15 protein-coding genes are annotated in these 18,352 nt (G+C 50.5%); 12 read left to right on the top strand and 3 right to left on the bottom strand.

Features of this window, described 5'->3' with window-relative positions; all coding sequences use genetic code 11:
* Positions 1-326: 326 nt before the first annotated feature.
* The 3 genes from FE784_RS35385 to FE784_RS35395 all read right to left on the bottom strand — a co-directional run bounded on the left by FE784_RS35385 (position 327) and on the right by FE784_RS35395 (position 3,218).
* Entirely contained in the window at positions 327-1,061 is a 735-nt protein-coding gene (locus FE784_RS35385; RefSeq protein WP_176706742.1) for an IclR family transcriptional regulator, read from the bottom strand.
* Between the two features lie 504 nt (positions 1,062-1,565).
* Positions 1,566-2,024 carry a heme-binding protein gene (locus FE784_RS35390; RefSeq protein WP_139606959.1) on the bottom strand — a complete coding sequence of 153 codons (459 nt, stop codon included), beginning with the start codon at positions 2,022-2,024 and terminating at the stop codon, positions 1,566-1,568.
* Positions 2,025-3,218, bottom strand: a complete 1,194-nt coding sequence (locus FE784_RS35395; RefSeq protein WP_139606960.1) for an MFS transporter — start codon at positions 3,216-3,218, stop codon at positions 2,025-2,027.
* A gap of 460 nt (positions 3,219-3,678) precedes the next feature.
* Here FE784_RS35395 and FE784_RS35400 point away from each other — a divergent pair, with 460 nt between their 5' ends.
* The 12 genes from FE784_RS35400 (at position 3,679) to FE784_RS35455 (ending at position 17,973) form a co-directional block, all read left to right on the top strand.
* Positions 3,679-4,752 carry an alpha/beta hydrolase family protein gene (locus FE784_RS35400; protein ID WP_139606961.1) on the top strand — a complete coding sequence of 358 codons (1,074 nt, stop codon included), beginning with the start codon at positions 3,679-3,681 and terminating at the stop codon, positions 4,750-4,752.
* The gene (locus tag FE784_RS35405) at positions 4,731-5,999 is read left to right on the top strand and encodes an MGH1-like glycoside hydrolase domain-containing protein (RefSeq protein WP_139606962.1); all 1,269 of its coding nucleotides are present in this window, start codon (positions 4,731-4,733) and stop codon (positions 5,997-5,999) included. The genes FE784_RS35400 and FE784_RS35405 overlap by 22 nt, the downstream gene beginning before the upstream one ends.
* Positions 6,000-6,049: 50 nt before the next feature.
* Positions 6,050-6,991 carry an ABC transporter permease gene (locus FE784_RS35410; RefSeq protein ID WP_246132333.1) on the top strand — a complete coding sequence of 314 codons (942 nt, stop codon included), beginning with the start codon at positions 6,050-6,052 and terminating at the stop codon, positions 6,989-6,991.
* 18 nt (positions 6,992-7,009) lie between these two features.
* The gene (locus FE784_RS35415) at positions 7,010-7,885 is read left to right on the top strand and encodes a carbohydrate ABC transporter permease (RefSeq protein ID WP_139606963.1); all 876 of its coding nucleotides are present in this window, start codon (positions 7,010-7,012) and stop codon (positions 7,883-7,885) included.
* 32 nt (positions 7,886-7,917) lie between these two features.
* On the top strand, positions 7,918-9,450 hold the full coding sequence (locus FE784_RS35420) for an extracellular solute-binding protein (RefSeq protein WP_139606964.1): 1,533 nt from the start codon (positions 7,918-7,920) through the stop codon (positions 9,448-9,450).
* 126 nt (positions 9,451-9,576) lie between these two features.
* The gene (locus FE784_RS35425; protein ID WP_139606965.1) at positions 9,577-11,838 is read left to right on the top strand and encodes a helix-turn-helix domain-containing protein; all 2,262 of its coding nucleotides are present in this window, start codon (positions 9,577-9,579) and stop codon (positions 11,836-11,838) included.
* 238 nt (positions 11,839-12,076) lie between these two features.
* Positions 12,077-12,721, top strand: coding sequence for an aldo/keto reductase (locus FE784_RS35430; RefSeq protein WP_139606966.1), 645 nt, complete (start codon positions 12,077-12,079; stop codon positions 12,719-12,721).
* A complete protein-coding gene (locus tag FE784_RS35435; protein WP_139606967.1) occupies positions 12,696-14,261 on the top strand; it encodes a spore germination protein in 1,566 nt (521 codons plus the stop codon). Before FE784_RS35430 ends, FE784_RS35435 begins: the two co-directional genes overlap by 26 nt.
* A gap of 54 nt (positions 14,262-14,315) precedes the next feature.
* A complete protein-coding gene (locus FE784_RS35440; protein WP_139606968.1) occupies positions 14,316-15,515 on the top strand; it encodes a Ger(x)C family spore germination protein in 1,200 nt (399 codons plus the stop codon).
* A gap of 12 nt (positions 15,516-15,527) precedes the next feature.
* Positions 15,528-15,761, top strand: a complete 234-nt coding sequence (locus FE784_RS35445; protein ID WP_139606969.1) for a hypothetical protein — start codon at positions 15,528-15,530, stop codon at positions 15,759-15,761.
* Between the two features lie 15 nt (positions 15,762-15,776).
* Positions 15,777-16,874 (top strand): GerAB/ArcD/ProY family transporter, encoded by a 1,098-nt coding sequence (locus FE784_RS35450; protein ID WP_139606970.1) that lies wholly within the window; start codon positions 15,777-15,779, stop codon positions 16,872-16,874.
* A 1-nt stretch (position 16,875) separates the two neighbouring features.
* A complete protein-coding gene (locus FE784_RS35455; RefSeq protein WP_176706743.1) occupies positions 16,876-17,973 on the top strand; it encodes a GerAB/ArcD/ProY family transporter in 1,098 nt (365 codons plus the stop codon).
* The last annotated feature ends 379 nt before the right edge of the window (positions 17,974-18,352 follow it).

An 18,352-nucleotide genomic window follows, 5' to 3' on the forward strand; every position in this document is an offset into this window, starting at 1 on the left:
TTCTGTTCTCTTTGCTACTTATCATTGAAACTAATTCAGTATTTGCACAGCCTAAGTCAACTTCTGCTAAAGAAAGAATCATTACACAATCATCATGTGAAAATAATCTATCCTTCATTTAAGGTGAGCAATGAACTGTACCTGGCTTATCATATCAAATTTCGAAACTTTCCCATGATGAAAACCATGTGTGAAGCATTGAAAAAAAATATACGTACACGATACGATGTGAAATATAGTTCAGACTTAAAAGTTTCTAATACAGAAACAACCACGAAAGGGAAGCAAGAACAATCTGCAGACTGTAAGGTTAAAGAACATCCGGATCAAAGTAGACTGGATATCTGAGCACTGCATTCCCTCAATTTTTTACTTACTGCACGATCTCTTTTTCGGCTTAATCGTGCGGCAGGGCCGGATATAGCCAATGCTGCGATCACATTACCATTATAAAATATTGGTGCAGCAACGCAGCGCAAACCCACTTCTGTTTCTTCATCATCAATGGCGTACCCTTGTTGACGGATCACATTTAAATGCTCTCTTAACAAGTGGTTGTCATCAAAGGTATGTTTTGTTGCTTTGTGCTGGGTAAGATGTGTAAGCATCTTTTTTAGTTGTTCATCACTCAGGTGCGCCAGGATAACTTTTCCAAAGGCACTTAGATGGGCATAAGCGGAATCACCTACTTGTGTATGGCTACGAATGGCATGATTTCCCTCCACCACTTGTACTGTCATCACTTTCATTCCAGCTAAAACCCCGATATATGCGGTTTCGCCAAGTTCCTGCGCTAATTGATGCAGGGACGGAACAACTATCCAATTAAGTCGAATATTTGCAGACGATGAATGGTGCCCCTTTAACTCAGAAGCTTTGTACGTGTGACCTTCTTTTTGAATAAAACCCGTCATTTCCAGCGTATATAGCAGACGAAAGGTTGTAGTCTTGTTAAGGTTAAACCGCTGCATGATCTCAGTCATTCTCATTGGTTCACCTTGCTGCAACGCGTCAAGAATGAGTAGTCCTTTTTTTAGGGTTGAAACCTCATATTGATCCATTGATTCACCTCTATGCATTTATTAATTATGTCTTCATGATTAGCAATGTATCAGGTTGATGAATGCTTGATACATAACAACAATCAGATTTATTTTAATTGAATTATTGACAAATAATAAAACAGCTTTTGCATTTTCCATTTTAGCTTGTATGAAGTGAAATTGTACAGGTTCGGTCTTCACCGGAGGACCTCAACTGATTACAATGACTATGGAATTATAGAAGGGTTGAAATAGAATAAGATCGAGATCTGGTTTTATGGATATAGGGATAAATACATTGATTTTATCTGGTTCCTTAATTCACGTAGGGTTTGATGCAGAAACATGTCCCGTATTTTCGTATTTACTTGGAGAAGTTTGCATGCTCACTAATGTACTTAGGCGTTTTGGTTACATAGAAAGTGACACTACATGGACTGAGCATGAATGCAAAAAAGAGGGCAAGAGCTTTACGCCCAACCCTCTCATGTTATTAAAGTGGTAATGGCCCAGCCTCTGACCTCATCTTCTATTCAGAAACAGGCGAATCCCCTCAACTGCATATGCATGATCCAACTCGCCGGTCAATCCTCCGACCGTAACAGACCCCACTACGCCAACACCTTTGACGCGAATTGGAATAGAACCGCCCACCGCCTGATACTCTGCAGTAGGAAGCAGAGAGTGTTCTGCATGTGAAGCACCACTTTGGATAAAGCGCTCCTCAATGTAGGCAGAACTGCGGCTATAGTGATCGACGACCCGTTTTTTGCGAAACAACCATACGTAGTTCTCTTCCGAAGTGCCATCCATTAGGTGCGTAAACACGGGAACTCGGTTACGTTCAATATGAACGGCCACAGCTACATTGTTTTCTTGGGCATACTGCACAATCCGGTTCCCAATAGCAAGTGCATCTTGATGGCTAAAACTTGTAAATTCCAATTCTTTCTCCGAAAGGTCTAATTCATTCTTGGTCATTTATCCTCTCTCCTCAACAAAAAGATTCTGTTTCTTATCCATTCTGTAATTGATAACTGCCAGTAAAAAGGCGAATCCCGCCATAATTGCACCAATCCAAGCCGTGTCCATAATATGCAAATGGTCTACTGCAAGCCCACCCCATGTAGAACCAGCCGCTATCCCAATATTAAATGCAGATATATTTAATGCAGAAGCGACATCCTTAGCGGATGGTACCAGCTTTTCTGCAAGCATTAGAATGTAAGCCTGTACGCCGGGAGACATCATAAATGCGAACAAGCCTATTAATATTAGGGAAAAAATGGTGAGTGTCTTATTTGGAAGTAGCCAGATTTGCAACAGCAGGGCAATGCCTTGAAACAGGAAAACGAAACGAAGTGCCTTTACAGGATGCCTATTTGCTAATTTTCCCCCGACAATATTCCCAATTGCCACGGCAACACCGTAAACCAGCAGCAGCCATGAAATAGACGAAGCTGAGTACCCGCTAACCTCTTCAAGGATAGGAGAGATATACGTAAATAAGGCGAATGTTCCACCGAAACCCAATACTGTCATGAGCAAAGCAGTGATGATCCGTGGGTTGGCAATCAAACTTCCAACATCTCTCAAGCTCGGCGAGTGCATCGAACGTGGGACTTTTTCTACGGCTACAAGACTGACCAACAAAGCGATCAGACCTAATACAGCAACTATGGCAAATGACATTCGCCAATCTAATACCTGTCCGATATAGGTCCCAAGGGGAACCCCGAGAATGGTAGCCACGGTTAACCCGGTGAACATAATGGAGATGGCGGTGCCTTTTTTGTTAGCCGGGACCATATCAGCGGCCACTGTAGCTGCAACTGCGAAAAATACGCCATGAGAAACAGCTGTAATTACCCTAGACAAGAGCAAGACGGAATAGGTAGGAGCTACAGCTGCCAGAGCATTGCCTGCAGTGAACACGACCATGAGGAATACCAAGTATCCTTTTTTAGGCAACTTCCCGGTCATTACTACGACGATCGGTGTTCCAATAGCAAGGGCGATTGCATATCCAGACACCAGTGTCCCTGCTTGCGTTACCTTGATCCCAAGATCGCTGGCCACCTCTTGTAGAATACCAACAATAACAAATTCTGTCGTTCCAATGGCAAAGGCACTTAGCGCAAGGGAGATTAGTGCAATAATGATTTTTGAATTCATTCATTCACCTCCTTTTTGTAAGGCTAATATTAAGTTAGAGATTAACAAAGTTCAAAAAAAGATAAAAAGTTTCTATAATCGAAACTTTGGTAAGATCTCCAAGGAGCACCGGATCGTTTACGACCGAATGCCGGACCCCGAGCTGATGCTGGCGTGCCGAGAGGCGTCAGTCTAACTGCTGGGAAGCTGAACTTTGCTGTGGAGAGCTGAAGATTCTGACCGCCGAAAGCAGGAATCTGGAAAATGGTATTAAGAAGTCGCCCTCCTTAATAAAGGTGGCTTTTTGCCGTTTTTGGGAGATTTTTTGCGTTTATTCGGATATGATTATGCACTCGCTCTGGATTGTCAGCCCCGAATCCGCAATCCCCTCGGTAATGATTGTAGACGGTAATGAGGTGATTCTTTAGCATCAGTATTGTCAGTCGGGGCACTGAGGGGAACAAGAGAAAGGAGGGGCAAGGTGCATTACGAAAAATACGAGGATCAGGTTCGGATCGGGAAACAGACAGACCACTCCCGACAGAACCGCTACTCGCCCTATTGCGATTTCATCTATTATCACTCCTCCCGCCATCCTGAGCTGCTACTGGCTATGCGGGTGTTGAAGCCCGGGAAGCCGTCGCGTCTCGTGGTGACAACACATGGCTGGCACATGAGCATCCCGCCCTTCGAGGCCATGGACACGCCGGCGGGGGAGGAGCTGGTCCTCGAGGTCGATATGCGAGGACGCGCGTTTTCCGACGGCTCGCCCGATTGCAACGGCTGGGAGCTGTTCGATGTGATGGACGCGGTCGCCTATGCACGGCAGCATTACCGCGACTGGATGGAGGATCCCTCACTCGTCTATTTTGAGGGCGGGAGCGGAGGGGGTGGGAACGCTTATGCAATCATCGCCAAGTTCCCGGACTTCTTCGCGGCGGCGACGGCGATGTGCGGCATAAGCGATTATGCCGTCTGGTACGAGCACGATGCGGTCGGGGAATTCCGGGATGAGCTCGACATCTGGATCGGCCATCCGCCGCAAGCTAATCCGACTGCTTACGCCTCTCGAAGCGGGTTGGCGCTGGCGTCCAACCTGCTGACGCCCTTGCTCGTGTGTCATGGCGACACGGATATCCGTGTCCCTGTGGAACAAGCCCGGATGTACAAGGAGCGGCTGGAAAGGCTTCAGATGAGCGAGGGAATGGAGTATTGGGAGCTGGAGGGGGTCGGTACCCGCGAGCATTGGGGACATGCCACGCCCCGGCAGCTAGAGGAAATTCGCTCCCGGAGCGAGCGGCACCGGACTAGGCACGCCAAGCCGATCGATATTCCAGTGCGAGGCCGGTTCACGATAGGCGGCTATTTGTTCACCAAGCGCTTCTCTATCGTACTCGATTCGCTGGATCAAGTGGCCGAGGTGGAATACGACCTGAGGGGCAAGAAGTTTCTCGTATCCACACCAGAAGGGGGCCCGTGCAAGTATACGCTGGAATTATTCGAAGGGAAACAGATTGAGGAAAGGACGAGAGCATGCAGTTCGACCATTATATAAAGCTGCTTCGTGAGCACACGGCCGCGAACTATAAGGGAATGTATCGAGAAGCAGGCGGCGCTTTCCCCCATCCCTTCCTGACCCCGGGGAGCCTGCAGTATGCCGATATTTTGTGGGATTGGGACAGCTGGCTCAGCAATGTAGCGCTGCGGCAAATCCTGCTGGATCAAGCCGATCCAGAAGCATCGGAGGCGGCGATGCCTTACGAGCGGGGCAGTATTCTCAATTTTTTGTCCTTGTGCGACAAAGACGGCTGGATCCCCATCGTCGTCCAACGTGCGGACCAAGTGGGAGCGCTTCGACCCGCCGACATTTACTCCAGCAATATGCATAAGCCTGTCCTGGCGCAGCATGCCGCCTTCCTCGTCAGCCTAGCCGAGGGCGATGCGGAATGGCTTAGGGAGAGCCTGTACCCGTTGCAGAGGTTCGTCAACAATTATCGCAATCACCACCGGCACGAGGAGACAGGATTGTATTACTGGCAGAATGACCATGCCATAGGGGTAGACAATGATCCTTGCACGTATTTCCGTCCCGCTAAGAGCTCAGCGTCCATTTACTTAAATTGTTTGATGTACAAGGAACTGCTGGCTACGGGGTATTTGTGCGAATGTCTGCAGCTTCCCGAATCGGCAGCGGATTATCGAAGAGATGCGGAACGGTTGAAGCAGGCGATCATCGAGCATTGCTGGGACGAGAGGGACGGGTTTTATTACAGCGCCGATATCCTCCTCCAGCCGAAAAGCCGTGTTCATGGCATTCATAGCGGCCAGCCCAGGGATTGGAGCAGCCTGATTCAGCGAATAGGCGTGTGGACGGGATTCATGTCACTATGGTCGGGAGTGGCCGAACCCGAGCAGGCGGAGCGGATCGTCGCCGAGAATCTGCATGACATGCGGACATTCTGGTCGCCCTATGGCGTAAGGACGCTGTCGGGCATGGAGAAGATGTACAGCGCGCGGGCAACGCGCAATCCGTCCAATTGGCTCGGTCCGATCTGGGGAATCTCGAATTACATGACCTTTCGAGGACTCGTGGATTATGGCTTCGAGAACGATGCTAAGGAATTGGCGGAAAAGACGGTGCTGCTATTCGGCCGGGATATCGAGCGCTTCGGCGGCCTTCATGAATATTACCAGCCGGATAATGGCGAGCCGATGCTGAACAAGGGCTTTCAGAACTGGAACTATTTGGTGATGCAAATGATCGCTTGGCTTGAAGGCCAGCCGGTGATCAAGGAATTCTAAAAAGCTCAGACAGAAGGAGGACGAGCATCTTGCTCGCACAACATAAGGCTGTGCCCGACACGACATCGCGATCCGCGGCGGTTGGTGGGAGACGAATCGGCAGGTTGCTCATTCGCGACCAATGGCTCTACTACATGCTGCTGCCTGGCATTATCTATTTCATTCTGTTCAAATATTTGCCCATGTGGGGCGTATTGATCTCGTTTCAGAATTACCAGCCCTTTCTCGGATTTTGGCATAGTGACTGGGTGGGCTTGAAGCATTTCGCCCGTTTCTTCGGAGAGCCGACTTTCTGGATGCTGCTTCGCAATACGATCGTGCTGGCGGTTTACAATCTGGTGTTTTTCTTCCCGCTGCCGATCATAGTCGCCCTGCTGCTGAATGAAGTACGCCATGAACGGTTCAAACGATTCATTCAGACGATGATCTACATTCCGCATTTTTTCTCCTGGGTGGTTGTGGTCGGGATGGTCTATATGCTGCTTACCGTGGAGGGCGGCCTGGTGAACGAGTTGATCGTCATGGCAGGCGGCGACAAAATCAATTTCCTGATCAGCAGCGAATGGTTCCGCACCCTCATTCTGTCGGAGGTCATCTGGAAGGAAACGGGATGGGGCACGATCATCTTCCTCGCGGCACTCGCCGGGGTCGATCCGCAGCTGTATGAGGCATCCAAAATCGACGGGGCTAACCGTTGGCGCCAGCTGTGGCATATCACGCTGCCTGCGATTCGAAGCACGATCGTGATTTTGTTCATTTTGCGGCTCGGACATTTCCTGGATACCGGCTTCGAGCAAATCATTCTGATGCTGAACGCGTTGAACCGCGGCGTGGGCGAAGTGTTCGACACCTATGTGTATTCCGTGGGGATTAACCAGTCTCAGTTTAGCTATAGCACGGCGGTGGGGCTGTTCAAATCGCTTGTCGGGCTGGTGCTGGTGCTAGCATCCAACGCACTGGCCAAAAAATTCGGGGAAGAGGGCATTTATTAATGCCGAGAGGAGGAGACTATGTTAGGCCGAAATTCAGGCAGTCGACTGTTCGATAGTTTCAATTATGCCTTCTTGCTATTGCTCGGTTTGCTGGCGGTCGTACCGTTCCTGTACATGGTGCTCGGCTCGTTCGCCGCGCCGGAGGAATATGCGAAGCAAGGCATCGTCCTCATCCCGACGCAATTCTCGTTGTCTGCCTATGCTTATATTTTTTCAACCGATACGATTGTCCGCAGTCTCGTGAATACGATTATTATTACGATCTCTGGTACGTGCATCAATATTTTCTTTACCGCTCTGATGGCTTACCCCCTGTCGCGCAAGGAGCTGCTTGGACGCAGGCCTGTCATGCTGATGATCATTTTCTCGATGCTATTCAGCGGAGGGATGATCCCGACTTTCCTGATCGTCAAGGCGCTGGGGCTCACGAATACGCTATGGTCGTTGTTGATTCCCGGCGCCATCAGTGCATTCAATCTCATTATTCTCAAAAACTTTTTCCAGCAAATGCCGGAGGGCATCGAGGAATCGGCCAAGATAGACGGCTGCAATGACATGATGATATTGTTTAGAATCATACTCCCCTTGTCCATGCCCGCGATCGCCACATTTTCGCTGTTCTATGCGGTCGGTCATTGGAACTCGTTCTTCTCGGCCATCTTGTACATCAATGATACGACGAAATGGCCGATTCAGGTGCTGCTGCGGCAGGTGGTCATTATGTCCGAAGGGGGCATTGGGGATTCGAGCCAGGTGAATGAAGCCGTCGCGCTTCCGCCCCAATCGCTCAAAATGGCCGTGATCACCGTTTCGACGCTGCCGATTCTGATTGTTTATCCGTTTTTGCAAAAACACTTCGCCAAAGGCGTCTTGTTAGGTTCGGTGAAAGGATGAAGGTATTCACTATTAGGGAGGCTGGAATCACGATGAATAGAATACAGAACTGGAAACAACTTCGGGTACTCGGAGCCGTATCTGTCGCACTTACGACGCTAATCGCGGGCTGCGGTGGCCAAGAGGCCGCTCCATCCGATAAGACGCCGACCGCGGTCGGCGAGAAGGAGGCTCCGAAGGAGCCGCTCAAGCTGTCGATGATGAACATGTATTACACGGCGGAGCCGCCCAAGGCGGACAATGAGGCGGTCAAGCTGATCGAAGCCCATACGAACGCGAAGCTCGATATCACTTGGGTGCCGAATTCCGCTTACAACGATAAGATCAATGCTACCATCGCGGGGGGCGAGCTGCCCAAAATCATGATGATTGCGAGTAATAAATCCTCCGGGATCGTGAATGCCGTGAAATCCGGGATGTTCTGGGAAGTGGGCCCTTATCTGAAGGACTATCCGAATCTGAGTAAGCTGAACCCACTTGTGCTGAACAATATCTCGATTGACGGCAAAATATACGGGATTTATCGAAGTCGCCCTGTCGCCCGCGAAGGGATCATTTATCGCAAGGATTGGCTGGATGCGGTCGGTCTTAGCGAACCCAAGACGATTGACGATTTTTACAATGTGGTGAAGGCTTTCGCGACGAAGGATCCGGATAAAAACGGCAAGGACGACACGTTCGGCATGTATGAAGGCCGCGGCATGAACGGGTTCCAGACCATCCTGGCCTGGTATGGCGGGCCGAATCTATACGGCCTCCAGGACGGCAAGGTGGTGCCGGACTTCATGACGAAGGAGTACGTCGACGCGCTCAAGCTGTATAAGCGGATGTACGACGAGAAGCTGATCAACCTTGATTTTGCCGTCGTCCCCGGCACCAAACGCCAAGAGGCGGTCAATCAAGGAAAAGCCGGACTTATTATCAGCACACTGGATGATGTGAACGCTGGCTTCAACGATCTGGTCAAAGCGAATCCTAACGCCGTGCTCGATGTGGCCAGCCGGATCAACGGACCTAAGGGCGAGCGGCTCATGCTATACAACGGGGGCTATGTCGGCGTGTATATGTTCCCGAAGACGAGTATTAAGACGGAGCAGGAGCTGAAGCAAATTCTCGGGTTCCTGGATAAGCTCGGGGATAAAAAGCTGCAAAACCTGTTCGAATGGGGCGTTGAAGGCAAGCACTTCAAGGTCGAGAACGGCAAGCCCACGCGTACGGACGGGAAGGCGTACGAAACCGACATCAACTCGATCTACCAGCTCCGCTATGATGACGGCAGCCAGACCGATGCGGGCGAGGATGCGGCGATCGTCAAGAAATACAAGCAAATGTTCCAGAGAAACGCGGAGATCGCCATCGCCAATCCGGCAGAATCGTTCGAGTCGGCTACACTCGCGGAGAAGGGCTCGGAGCTGACGAAAATCGTTCAAGATGCGCGCGTCAAGTACATCATGGGCAATATTGACGAAGCCGGCTGGAACCAGGCGGTGGACCAATGGCGTAAAAGCGGCGGCGATAAAGTGATCGAGGAATATACCGCGCAGTATAACAAGCAGAAAAAATAAGCGAATGCGAATCGCAAGACGAGATAGAGTCATCTGCGTTACAATGGAGGCATTATCTCCAGCCGCAATAGAGTCTCAATCTAATATGGTAACAACAAGTAGCTGTTTTGTGGAGGTTGTCCGTTTATGAAAATCCGCTCCCCCCGTTTCTTAATAAGGCTGTTCCTGTTCAGTCTGGCTCTGGGCACCCTGCCTGTCTCCGTATTGGGCGTGCTGTCGTACCACAAGTCATCCGCCATGATCGAGGATAAGGTGGCGAAGGGAAATCAACTGAACATGCAGCAAACGCAGCAGCGGGTGGAGCAAATTCTACGGGCTGCGGATACGACGGCTACCCATTTTATTAATTCGGCCCTGGTAGCAAGTGCCATCAATATGAAGCTGGTCCCGGAGCAATTCCAGACGGTTAACGGCTTGCTGCTTGGGCTGCATCAATTGCAAAGCTTCGAGCTGGGGATCGACGACATCGTGCTGGTCAGCTTCAATCAAGGGTGGGTGCTCGATAATAGCACCGAGGTATTGCGGCTGTCGGATTATCGCGAGGCTGAGCAGATTACGCGATACAAGCAGGCTGGCAAATCAACCTTCTGGGCATCGACAGCGTCCGGCGAACAAGTCCATCTAGTGAAGAAGCTGCCCCTGAATTCGGTGAACCCCTCCGGATTGCTCGTTGTCAAATTCCAGAGCGAGGAGTTCGCCCGCCTGTTAGCGGGCAGCAGCGAGCTGGGAGAGGTCATGATCGTCAATGAGGCCGGGGGGGTGCTCGCGCATAGCGACCCCTCGCCAGGCTGGCGAGCAGACGGGTACGAGGAGGCTATGAAACGGGTTCTCGCAAGCGAAACCCCGGTTGGGAGCTTCCAGACGACGGGCAATGATCAAGCAGCGGTGGTATTTCGGAAATCCGCGTATACCGGTTGGGCTTATGTCTCCATAGGCTCCGTCGAGCTGATCACCCAAGATTCTCAGGTGATCAAGTGGTACACCTATACGATTTGCTTCATTATTCTCGGCATCATCCTAACCTTGTCCTGGATCGGCTCTAGAAGAATGTACCGACCGATCAACAGGCTGTACCGCGATTTGCAGGCCGAGCCGGATCTCAGACCGATCGGCCATGCCGATGAGATCGGGTATATCGGCCACCAGGTGCGGGATATGCTCGGCACGCAGACGAACCTGAAGAATATGGTGGCCCGGCAAAGGTTCCAATTGGAAGAGCTGTTCATGATCAAGCTGTATGAGGGCGAGCTATCCCCGCGCGAAATCGGCGAGAAGCTGGCCGCCTTCAATTGGGATCGGCAGTGGATGCATGTGTGCGTCATTGCGGTGCAAATCGATACGCTTCGCGAGACCCGGTACGAGGAGATAGACGAGGATTTGCTGCTGTTCTCCATCAACAACATCGCGGAGGAGCTGATCCCGCTGCCGAGAAGGCTGAAGCCGGTGGTCATGCACCGCAAGCAGGTCAATCTGCTCGGGTGCGCGGCAGGCGAGGAAGAGCGGTTTAAGTCGATGATCAACGAGTTGTGCGCGGAGCTGAAGCTGAAGGTGGGGCAATTCCTGGAGCTGAGCGTTACGTTTGGCGTCAGCCGGTTCTATGGGTCGATCAGCGAAGCGCGGCTAGCTTATGAGGATGCCAATGAAGCGCTGAAATATGCGATTCGCATGGAGCCGGGCTCCGTGATTTACATCGAAGACGCTGAACCGGAGGGGACCCAACTGGCTCGCTTGCCCGTGACGATGGAGCGGGAGTTGCTCGATGCTGTCAAGCTGGCCGACGAGGAGCTGGCCAAAGAGCGCTTAGCTGCCTATTTGCAAGGGATCTTCCAAGAAAAGGTGAGCCATCGTGAATATTTCGTGCCGTTAACTTCGTTGCTGCTCGCGCTCGTACGTCTGCAGCAGACGCTCGGCGACGAGAGAGAGGCTGATGGCAAGGGAGAGAAGTCGCTCATTGACGAGCTATACAACCTGAAGACGGTCAAGGAGCTGGAGCTGTGGTTCTGGCATGTGCTGATTCACCCCCTAATCAATCGGTTGGAAGGGTTGAGGAAAAAGCAATACGCGCGAATTTCCGACCAGATGCTCGCCATTATTCAAAGCGAGGCGGATACCGAGCTGTCTCTCGAGGACTGCGCATCCAGGCTGGGTTATCATCCTGATTACATCCGCGGCGTATTCCGCAAGGAGGTAGGTGTCAGCTTCAGCGATTATGTGTCCACGTATCGGCTGAAGAAGGCCAAGGACCTGCTGACCGATACGGATATGAAAATCACGGACATTGCCGAAAAGCTGCACTACACGAACCCCCAAAATTTCATCCGGTATTTCCGCAAGCAGGAAGGTATGACACCTGGTCAATACCGCGAATTGCAAAGAAAAAAAGAGTAAATGGATGATCGGGTTCGCTGGAGATGATTACCCTACACTCGCTGCGGATTATCAGCACGCAGCTCCCGCAAGTCACTCGTTAATGATTGCAGTCGGTAATCGCCGGTCCTACTACACTTCAAGGTATCGACCGGCCGCAAGGAGGGAGACACGAAGCTTATGCCGATGGATATTGGCGAAGGATAAGCAGCCTCAGCAGGCGAGGAGTATGACCGATACCATCTGAAACTGAGGAGTGATGGAGTATAAAAAAGTTCAAGTGGACGGTTGCCTGTGCGGCGATGGTACTGGATGTGAGCTATGCTTGCCTAGGCCAATCGCAGTCAGCGGCTGCCGATGGCAATCCCGCGATCCTGGCCGAGGGGTTGACTATGAGGAGATTCTAATAACGTTGAACGATTTGGTGAAAGAAGGGAAAATTCATCATATCGGCACTTCAAATCACCTGGGTTGGCAAATTGTTCAAGCACAAGCCATTAGTGATCGATTTCATATTCAGCGATTTGTAAGTGAGCAAACACCATATACTATTATTAATCGACGAATGGAATTTGAACTTGCTGAAATAGCTAAACATTATGACCTTGTGTACAGTCCCTTATCTGGCGGCTTACTCACTGGAACATACACGGCTGGTCAGGCTGCGCAAAGCGATTCACGCGCTGCCACATTATTAGGATATGTGGATACATTAGATCCTGAACTAGCTAACGCCAAAGGACCGTCCGGGAACCGGACGGTTTTTCTTATTTGTGCGCCGACAGTCGCATTCATGAACGGAGAGCCGCGGATTATAATCAAGCGTTCGGGAAACAATAGAAAAAGTTGGGAGCTCAAGTCGGAAGAAGGTCGTGGTCATGAAATTTTACAAAAAAAGAGCTAACGCTAACCGCATTTCTATACATGACGCCGAAAACCGGCAACCGGTTCACACCGAATCTCTTAAGGCCGAGCTTTCGGAAAATATTAAGCTAATGAAAGAACTTCTCGGGTACAGCGGTGATATCGTGATCAGGGAAATCAGAATCGGCCCCGGTGGGCGGATTCGAGCCGCCATGTGCTATACCGAAGGGCTTGTCGATATGAAATCCGCTCAACAGTTTATTATGGAAACCCTCATGTCGGACCTCGACTATAGCGGTCCAAATCTGTTGCAGGATATGAAGGAGCGCATCCTTTCCGTAGGAGATATTCAGGACGTAACGGAGTTCGGCACTTTGTTCACTTCCCTCCTGTCTGGATGCGTCATCCTATTGCTGGACGGATATTCGCAAGGTTTTATCATCGGCATGAGCGGATGGGAAGGCCGCAGCGTGAGCGAGCCCGCCACGGAATCGGTCGTACGGGGGCCGAAGGAAAGCTTTACGGAAAACTTGCAAACCAACACGGCATTAATCCGAAGAAAGATCAAAGACCCGAATTTATGGCTCGAACGCAAACAAATCGGCAGGGTGACGAAAACGAACGTGGCCGTCATGTATATCCACGGCACCGTCAATGATAAAACGGTAGCGGAAGTGCGCAGTCGTCTCGATCGCATCGATATCGACGGCATTCTCGAAAGCGGCTATGTGGAGGAATTGATCCAGGATGAAACCTATTCGCCGTTTCCGACCATCTATAATTCCGAACGTCCGGACGTGATCGCGGCCGAGCTTCTGGAAGGGAAAATTGCCATTCTGGTAGATGGGACGCCGTTTGTGCTCATCGTACCCGCGTTATTTATTTCTTTCTTCCATTCTGCGGAAGATTACTATCAGCGCGCCGACATTAGCAGCTTCATCCGCATCCTTCGTTTCGTCGGTTTCTTTGTCGCGCTGCTCGGTCCGTCGATCTACATCGCCATCACCACGTTTCATCAGGAGATGCTGCCGACACAGCTCCTGATCAGCTTGGCGGGCCAACGGGAAGGCGTGCCTTTTCCCGCATTCATCGAAGCGCTCATGATGGAGATGACATTCGAAATATTGCGGGAGGCCGGTTTGCGGATGCCGAGGGCAATCGGGCAAGCGGTGTCGATCGTCGGAACGCTCGTCATCGGCCAAGCGGCGGTCGAAGCAGGCATCGTTTCCGCCGCCATGGTTATCGTCGTCTCGATTACGGCCATTTCCAGCTTTGTTTTTCCTGCCTCCAACATGTCCATTGCGATCCGTATGCTGCGGTTTCCATTAATGGGACTCGCCGCTTCCTTCGGCATTTTCGGAATTATTATCGGGATCATCGCACTTGTTTTGCACTTGTGCAGCTTGCGTTCATTCGGTGTCCCTTACATGAGTCCGTTTGCTCCCTTTATTGTCGACGATCTGAAGGACACCATCTTCCGGGTTCCTCACTGGGCCATGTTCTCCCGTCCCAGACTGGTCAGTCAGAAGAACGTCCGACGCGGACGAAATAAGCCCCCGAAGCCGGATACCCGGTCATAAGAACATTGCGGCAGCCGGTCGTCATGTTGATCAATCAATTAAGGTGGGGTGTTCATGGTACGAAACCTGCTCTTATTGTTTCTATCCGCCGTCCTGCTCGTAACCGTTACGGGATGCTGGAATCGCCGGGAATTAAATACGCTTGCGATCGCAGTCGGACTTGGCATTGATCGAGCGGGGGATAACTACAAAGTATCCGTGCAGGTCGTCAATCCGGGAGAAGCGGCTTCTCGAAAAGGCGAAAGCATTCGTTCTCCGGTTGTCCTATATCGGGCCACCGGATCTTCCATTATTGAAGCGATGCGTAAAATGACGAAGGAAAGTCCGCGAAATATTTATTCGTCCCATGTGCGGGTCGTAGTAATAGGAGAGTCGCTGGCGAGAGAAGGGATCGGGGACGTGTTCGATTTCATGTCGCGGGATCATGAATTTCGCACCGATTTTTACATCGTGGTGGCGAGAGACGACGAAGCGGCAAACCTCCTGTCCATCATGACATCGTTGGAAAAAATTCCGTCTATCGAGCTGTTCGATTCCCTGGAAACTTCGGAGAAGACTTGGGCGCCCACGGTTAAAGTTACATTGGACAAGCTGATTTCCAGCCTGACCACCGAAGGCAAACACGCCGTATTGACCGGCGTCAAAGCGACCGGTGACATCGAAGCGGGGAAAACGGAGAAAAACATCACTTCCCTCGTGCAAAAAAGCCGGCTGAAATCGGCAGGAGTGGCGGTATTTAACGGCGATAAGCTGATCGGCTGGTTGGATGATACCGAAAGCAAGGCTTATAACTATATAACCGATAATGTGACAAACACGATAGGGTATGCGAAATGCCCGGAAGGAGGCAGATTTTCGGTAGAGGTCATCCGATCGGAAACGATCGTCAAAGGAAAGCTTGTAGGCGGCGCGCCGGCGATTGATGTGAACATTCGAACGGAAGGGAACTTGGGGGAAGTCGCGTGCCGCATCGATTTAACCAAAGCGAATACGATCGAGACGCTCGAAACGATCGGCGAAAAGACAATAAAGGAGTTTATCGAAGCGACGATCAAAAGGGTGCAAAAACAATATAAAGTGGACATTTTCGGATTCGGTGAAGTGTTCCATCGCGCGGAACCGAAAGCCTGGAAAAAAATAAGGGAAAAATGGGATGCACAGTTCGCCGATCTCCCGGTAAACGTGAATGTCGATTTCAAGATACGGCGTCTCGGCACGATAAACAATTCATTTCTGGAAGAATTAAAAAATTAAGGAGCGTTTCCGATGTGGAAAATTAGCGGGATCTTTGCAGTAACAGCCGTAATCGCGATGCTGGAAGTTCCTTCTCTTTGGAAACAAAAATTGGTGAAGGAGCTGTGGGTATTTGCCATTCTGCTTCTGGTAGGGGCAGGACTCAGCTTTGCGCTTATCATGCATGTGACCCTTCCGAGCCCGCTCGATTTTCTTACATGGATTTACAAGCCGATCAGCGATGTGTTCAAGAAATTTTTGAGCTAAGGGAGTCCGGAGCGGATGCTGGAAAAAGGGAAAATAAATATTCGGCAATTTACGATACTGGTCGCCCTCCTGACCGTCGGCGATTCCATCCTCATCTTGCCCGCCGTTCCCGCTATGGAGGCAAAGCAGGATGCATGGATCTCCGGCATCGTCGGATTGCTCGTCGGAATGCTCGTCGTATATTTGGTCGGAACGGTCGGTCGGATGTATCCTGGCTTGAACTTGATCGAATACAATGCCAAGCTATTGGGAACATGGGCCGGAACAGCAGTTTCCTTAGTCTTCTTGGCGTATATGTTCTATAATGCAGCAGGGCTTGTAAGGATTATCGGCGATTTTATGACTACGCATATTATTCCGGAAACCCCCATCGATGCTATCCATATCTTGTTTCTTGGCGTGATCGCCATGGGCCTGCGGCTTGGAATTGAGGCCGTCGCTCGAGCCGGGGAAATCTTTTTCCCATGGTTTGTGCTGCTCTTCCTCGGGCTCGTCCTGTTTCTTTTCCCCCAGATCGACACAAAACAATTGCAACCGATTCTTGCGGAAGGAATCAAGCCGGTATTGCGGGGTTCCCTATTTTCCGCTTCCAACCCCTATATGGAGTTGGTTGCGTTTCTAATGATTTTTCCTTACGTCAATAAGACGGAGAAGATTCGAAAATATTTTGTTTCGGGTGCATTGATTGGAGGTATCGTTCTCGTGATTATGATCGCCTTATCCATTCTTGTGCTAGGCTACGATTATTCATCCAGAAACATGTATCCGAGCTATACGCTCGCCAAACAAATCAGCATCGGCCGTTTTATCGAAAGGCTGGAAGCGATTATGGCCGTCATGTGGATCCTTACGTTATTTATTAAAACGTCAATATACGTATATGTGATCCAATTGGGTCTTGCGCAAGTGCTCAAATTGAAAGAGTTTCGTGCGCTCGCCCTGCCGCTCGCTTTTATTATCGCCGCTTCCGCCACTTATTTTTCACCGAATATCGCGCACTTTAGTCAGTTTACAACGGCATATTGGCCTTATTTAGATATGACATTCAGCATAGGAATGCCTTTGCTGCTCCTAGGCGCGAATGCGGTTCGCCAGAAAGGAGGAGGGATCTGAGATGCTGGAAAAGGGGAAAATATCCATTCGCCAGTTAACGATATTCGTGATGTTATATACGGTCGGGAGCGCCATTCTGATCATTCCCTCGATTCTTGCCTCCAAGGCCAAACAGGATGCCTGGATCGCCGCTTTAGCCGGGATATGTCTAGGCTTGCTAGTTATTCCGGTGTACATGGCTCTCGCGAAACGATTTCCGAAAATGACATTCGCCGAATACAGCGAAGTGATTTTAGGAAAATGGCTGGGGAAAGCGGCTTTTGCGTTATTTTTCATTTATGTATTTATAAGCGCGGTATTGACGCTTCGCAACATCGGGGATTTTTTGACGACTCAAATTATGCAACAAACCCCGATTCAAGCTATTCACATCTGCGTTATGGTCGTTGTCATTATGGGAGTTAAGCTGGGGCTTGAGCCTTTGGCGCGCGCCGCGGAACTATTTTTCCCGTGGGTCATTCTGCTTCTTATCATGTTGTTTGTGATGCTGGCCCCGCAGGTGGAGATAAAGAACATGCAACCCGTCTTGGAGGAAGGGTTCTTCCCCGTGCTGAAAGCAACGATCTCCATTTTCACTTTTCCGTTCCTCGGGTCCGTCACTTTTCTTATGATCTATCCCTCGGTGAACCGGATCGAGAAAGCCGGAAGAGCCGTATTTACGGGCATACTTCTCGGCGGGCTCATACTGACGGTTATTACGGTACTGAGTATCACTGTGCTCGGACCCGAACAAGTGGCCCGGCATAGCTTTCCAAGTTATGCGATAACGAGGAAAATCAACATAGGCCACTTCCTGGAACGTATCGAAGCGATCCTGGCCATAATCTGGATTCTTACGATCTATTTTAGACTGACCGTTATGCATTATGCGCTTGTTCTAGGCATAGCCGAATCGCTGCGTCTTCGCGCGCACCGGTTTTTGGCTCTCCCTTTGGGTGTTGTTATCGTTGCGTTCTCCATATTCTCGGTGCCCAACAGCACCTATTTGTCCACCTTTAATAAAACCACTTTGCCGATATTCATATTTACCATCGCCCTTTTACTGCCATTTCTGCTGCTGCTTGTCGCCGTCTTGCGCAAGGTAAACCGGGTGAAGTAAAGTCCGTACTTCCGCGCAGCGGCGCCGGAAACACGGGATATACTTTGAAGGACGAGGCTCCCCGGAACTTCTGGGGGGTACTGCAGCACGACCGTATCGCCCTCCTGAAGTCCTTCGAGAACTTCCGTCTTGTCCGCGGTTTCGAGTCGGACCTTGATCGGGAGCTTCACGACGCCTTGAGGCGTCTCCAGTATCACATAATAGCCGTCCTTGTCGCACTGCACCGCTATCGTCGAGACGGTGAGCACGTTTTTCCGGTGTCATGCATAGTCGTCGATGATGCGGTGGAATTTCACAGAAAGTATGAATCGATGGGGGAAGGGGCAGGGTGGGAGAGTCAGTATTCGCTTCTAACGTCGAGAATGGAGCAAGAACTGGA

Source organism: Paenibacillus hemerocallicola (assembly GCF_006265175.1).
GTDB classification, from domain to species: domain Bacteria; phylum Bacillota; class Bacilli; order Paenibacillales; family NBRC-103111; genus Paenibacillus_AB; species Paenibacillus_AB hemerocallicola.